At 26.1% G+C, this 3,775-nt stretch carries 2 protein-coding genes; both read left to right on the top strand.

Annotated features, from left to right (window positions below; translation table 11 throughout):
- Positions 1-219: 219 nt before the first annotated feature.
- The gene (locus BN346_RS04240; RefSeq protein ID WP_158644443.1) at positions 220-2,268 is read left to right on the top strand and encodes a methyl-accepting chemotaxis protein; all 2,049 of its coding nucleotides are present in this window, start codon (positions 220-222) and stop codon (positions 2,266-2,268) included.
- A gap of 436 nt (positions 2,269-2,704) precedes the next feature.
- Complete coding sequence (surE, locus tag BN346_RS04235; protein WP_034439812.1) at positions 2,705-3,445, top strand: 5'/3'-nucleotidase SurE; 741 nt, start codon at positions 2,705-2,707, stop codon at positions 3,443-3,445.
- The last annotated feature ends 330 nt before the right edge of the window (positions 3,446-3,775 follow it).

The following is a 3,775-nucleotide window of genomic DNA, read 5'->3' as shown; positions in this document are numbered from 1 at the left end:
AATCTCTTTATCTCCACCATGAAAAGCAATCCAGTTAGGATTGCTTTTTTTATTTGCAAATTATTCATATTTTATTGTTATGTAAGTTATTTTTTAGTTAATTATTTTTAACAAATACTAAAAAAATATATTTTTATGTTATATTTATGATTAGTCTTACAAGAAAGGAAGTCGTAGTTATAAATGAAAACAACTAGAAAAACAAACAAAAAAATAACAATGAGGAATAAATTAACAAAGAATTTTATTCTTTTATCTATATTACCAATTTGTTGTATAATTTTTTTAACAATACCATATATAAAAAGTAATGAAAAGAGCAATTTTATACAATCAAGTTCAGAAGAAATTATTCAAGTCAATAATTATATTAATTCCTACTTTAAAGATGTATCAGAGGATTTACAGTTTATGAGCGAGGAAGATTTAATTAAACAGTCTTCAGGTAAACTTAACACATATTTAAACAAATCAAACACTTCAGATTTAAAACTCGATTATTCAAAAGAAGAAGCTATTCAACAAGAAATTTTTGAGCAATTTAACAATTTTGGGAATACACATCCAGAAACTTCTCATATTTATATAGGATTAAAAGATGGCGGATATATGCAATGGCCAGAGGAAACGTTACCATCAAATTATGATCCAAGAGAAAGACCATATTATAAACATGCAATTGAAAATAAAGGCAAAGTATCTATAACAAATGCTTATTATTTAGAAGATACAAATGAGGAAATTATTAGTGTAGTTAAAAGCATAGATGTCAATGGTGAAACTATAGGAGTTATTGGAATTGATTTAAAACTCAAAGAAATAGTAGATATGGTTAAAAAAATATCAATTGGGGGAGATGGTTATATTATAGTAACTGATAAATCTGGAAACATTATAGCAGATCCTCAACATGATAAAATGACTTTAAAAAATATATCAGAATTACATATTTCTGGAGTAGAGGATATTAGTGAAATATCATCTAAAGTAATAGATTCTACAATAGATAATGAAAAATCTATGATTAATATATATGCTCCACCTGAAAATGAATTCAAATTAATAGCAATAATACACAATCATGATATATATAAGGCTACTAATGCTGTGACAATCTTTATACTTATTTTAGCATTAGGAACTATTATTGTTTCTATAATTTCAGGGTTAAAATTATCAAGTAAAATTTCTAAGCCCATAGAAGAAACTTCTTCTTATTTAAATTTACTGCAAAATGGTAATTTTACTCAAGATGTTCCTGTGAATATATTGCAACAAAAAGATGAAATAGGAATTTTGGGTGAAGCTACACAAAGCATGAAAAATTCTATTTCTAATTTAGTGATTGATTTAAAGGGAAGTTCATATACAATAAATGAAAGTGTAGAACTTTTAAATAGAATGTATGATTTATCAGATCAAGCTATAAGAGATATAACTGAGGCAATTGAACAAATTGCAAATAGTGCTACAGAGCAAGCTTCAGCTTTAGAAAATGGTGTAATGAAAACATCTGAAATATCTCAAAGTATAAGGGAATTGGACAGGGCAACATTAGAGATACAAAGTATATCTAATAGTAATAAAGAACTTAGTGATAAGGGATTAGATATAGTAAAAACACTTATAATTAAATCTAAAGAAGTAAATGAATCTACTAAAAAAGTTGATATATTAGTTAAGCAAATGAATACTATGTCTAATGAAATATCAGTAATAAGTGATACAATTGCTTCAATATCACAACAAACTAATTTACTTGCACTAAATGCTTCAATTGAGGCAGCTCATGCAGGTGAACAAGGAAAAGGGTTTGCAGTAGTAGCGGATGAAATTAGAAATTTAGCTGAGGAGTCTAGAAGGTCAGCTGAAGATATTAAAAATTTAATACTATCTATACAAAATCAAGTTTCGAAAGTTGTAGAATATACTAACATTTCAAATATGTCTACAGAAAATCAGCTTAAGATAGTTAATAATACTGAAGAAATTTTTAATAATATAAGTGAGGATATAAAAAATCTTAATTTAAGAATACTTGAAGTCAAAGGTCAATGTGAGCAGGTTAATATAAAACGTGAAGATTTGATGGAAACAATGGAAACAATTTCGGCAATATCAGAGGAAACAGCTGCATCAACAGAAGAAGTATTAGCTTCATCACAAGAACAAAGAACCACAGTTGAAGATCTTGGCGAATGTGCATTATCATTAAATGATCTTTCAAAACAATTAGAATCAAAAATAGATAATTTTAAAGTTGTATAGGTAACTATAGGGTTCCAATTTCAAATTTTAAATAATAGATTCATCAAATGACAATAGCAATATTAAAGTTTATTCTATTATCATGTTGGAAACCAATTAAAAAGTAAGAGTGAAGAGTGAAAAGTTATGGTGAATATTACTCACTTCGTTCGTAATATTTAAAATAGAAACACTTAAAAACTACGGTTTTATATTGTTTTCAATTAATTTACTTTGAAAATTATTATAAAATTTGATTCAAAAAAACTGAGACTTCAGTTTTATCATTCATTGTTAATTGTTTATCGTTAATTTTTACAATATACTTTGTAAGTTATAGTTAGTAGTTTACATTACCCAAAAGTTTAGATAATATGTTAAAATAGTGGTTTGTATCTAATAGTTAGATTAATTTTAAAGATATAATAAAATATAGATATATAGTGAGGTAAGTTAAATGAAAATATTAATAACAAACGATGATGGAATATTTGCTAAAGGAATATTTTATTTAGCACAACAATTAGAAAAAGATCATGATGTAATTATAGTTGCACCAAGTGAAGAAAGAAGTGCAAGTAGTCATGCGATAACTTTAAGAAATGATTTAATAGTTAGAGAAGAAAAGCTTGAAGGAATAAAATCTAAAGCATACAGTATAACTGGTACACCAGCAGATTGTACAAAATTTGCACTTACTAATATAGACTCAGAAATAGAATTAGTTATATCAGGAATTAACAATGGATTCAACTTAGGAACAGATGTTCTTTATTCAGGTACAGTATCAGCTGCAATGGAAGGACTAATAATGAAAAAGACTGCTATAGCATTTTCATGTGATGGTATTGAAGAGAATTATATAGAAACTGCAAAGTTAGCAGCCAAAATAGTAAAAAAATTGATTGAAAATGAATTTGATGCAAAAGTAATGTTTAATATAAACTTTCCATCAAAACTTAAAAGTAATGATATAAAGGTTTGTAAAATGGGGTATAGAGATTATAAAAATACTTATATTGAAACCTTAAATGAGGATGGTAGTAGGACAGCAAAAATATATGGAGAACCTATAAAAAAATGTGAAAAAGATACTGATATATATAATATAGAAGAAGGATATATCACAATAACACCACTTCAATATCAATTAACTCATTTTGAATCAATAGATTTAGTAAGAAACATATTGATGTAAATAAAATTTAATTAATATCTTATGAAATAAGCATAGCAAGGGGAAATTCCTCAGCTATGCTTTAATTTGTAAAGCGAAAACTATTCCTAGTGTATCAATTAATGAAAAAAAGAAGAAAAAAGAGAAAAAAAGAGAAAATGATGAATAAATTTGATAAATAATAGAAAAGATAAGTAAATGATGTAAGAGAAGGTAGTATAATAAATCTTGTCGCTGAGGCAAGTAAGTAACGAGCAAAGCGATGTGGAAATAAACTTTAAAAACATTTAAAAAAAGTGTTGACAAAAAAGTTTTAATCCAGTAAAATTATAAAAGTCGTCAGGTGATGAT

Origin of the sequence: Clostridium ihumii AP5, assembly GCF_000612845.1 — a bacterium.
Lineage (GTDB): Bacteria > Bacillota > Clostridia > Clostridiales > Clostridiaceae > Clostridium_J > Clostridium_J ihumii.
This window is presented reverse-complemented; position numbering and strand designations above follow the sequence as displayed.

What these genes read in the sequence shown, in the direction of transcription:
- BN346_RS04240 (WP_158644443.1), top strand. Translation starts at nt 220, where the DNA reads ATGAGGAATAAATTAACAAAGAATTTTATTCTTTTATCTATATTACCA.
- surE (WP_034439812.1), top strand. Translation starts at nt 2,705, where the DNA reads ATGAAAATATTAATAACAAACGATGATGGAATATTTGCTAAAGGAATA.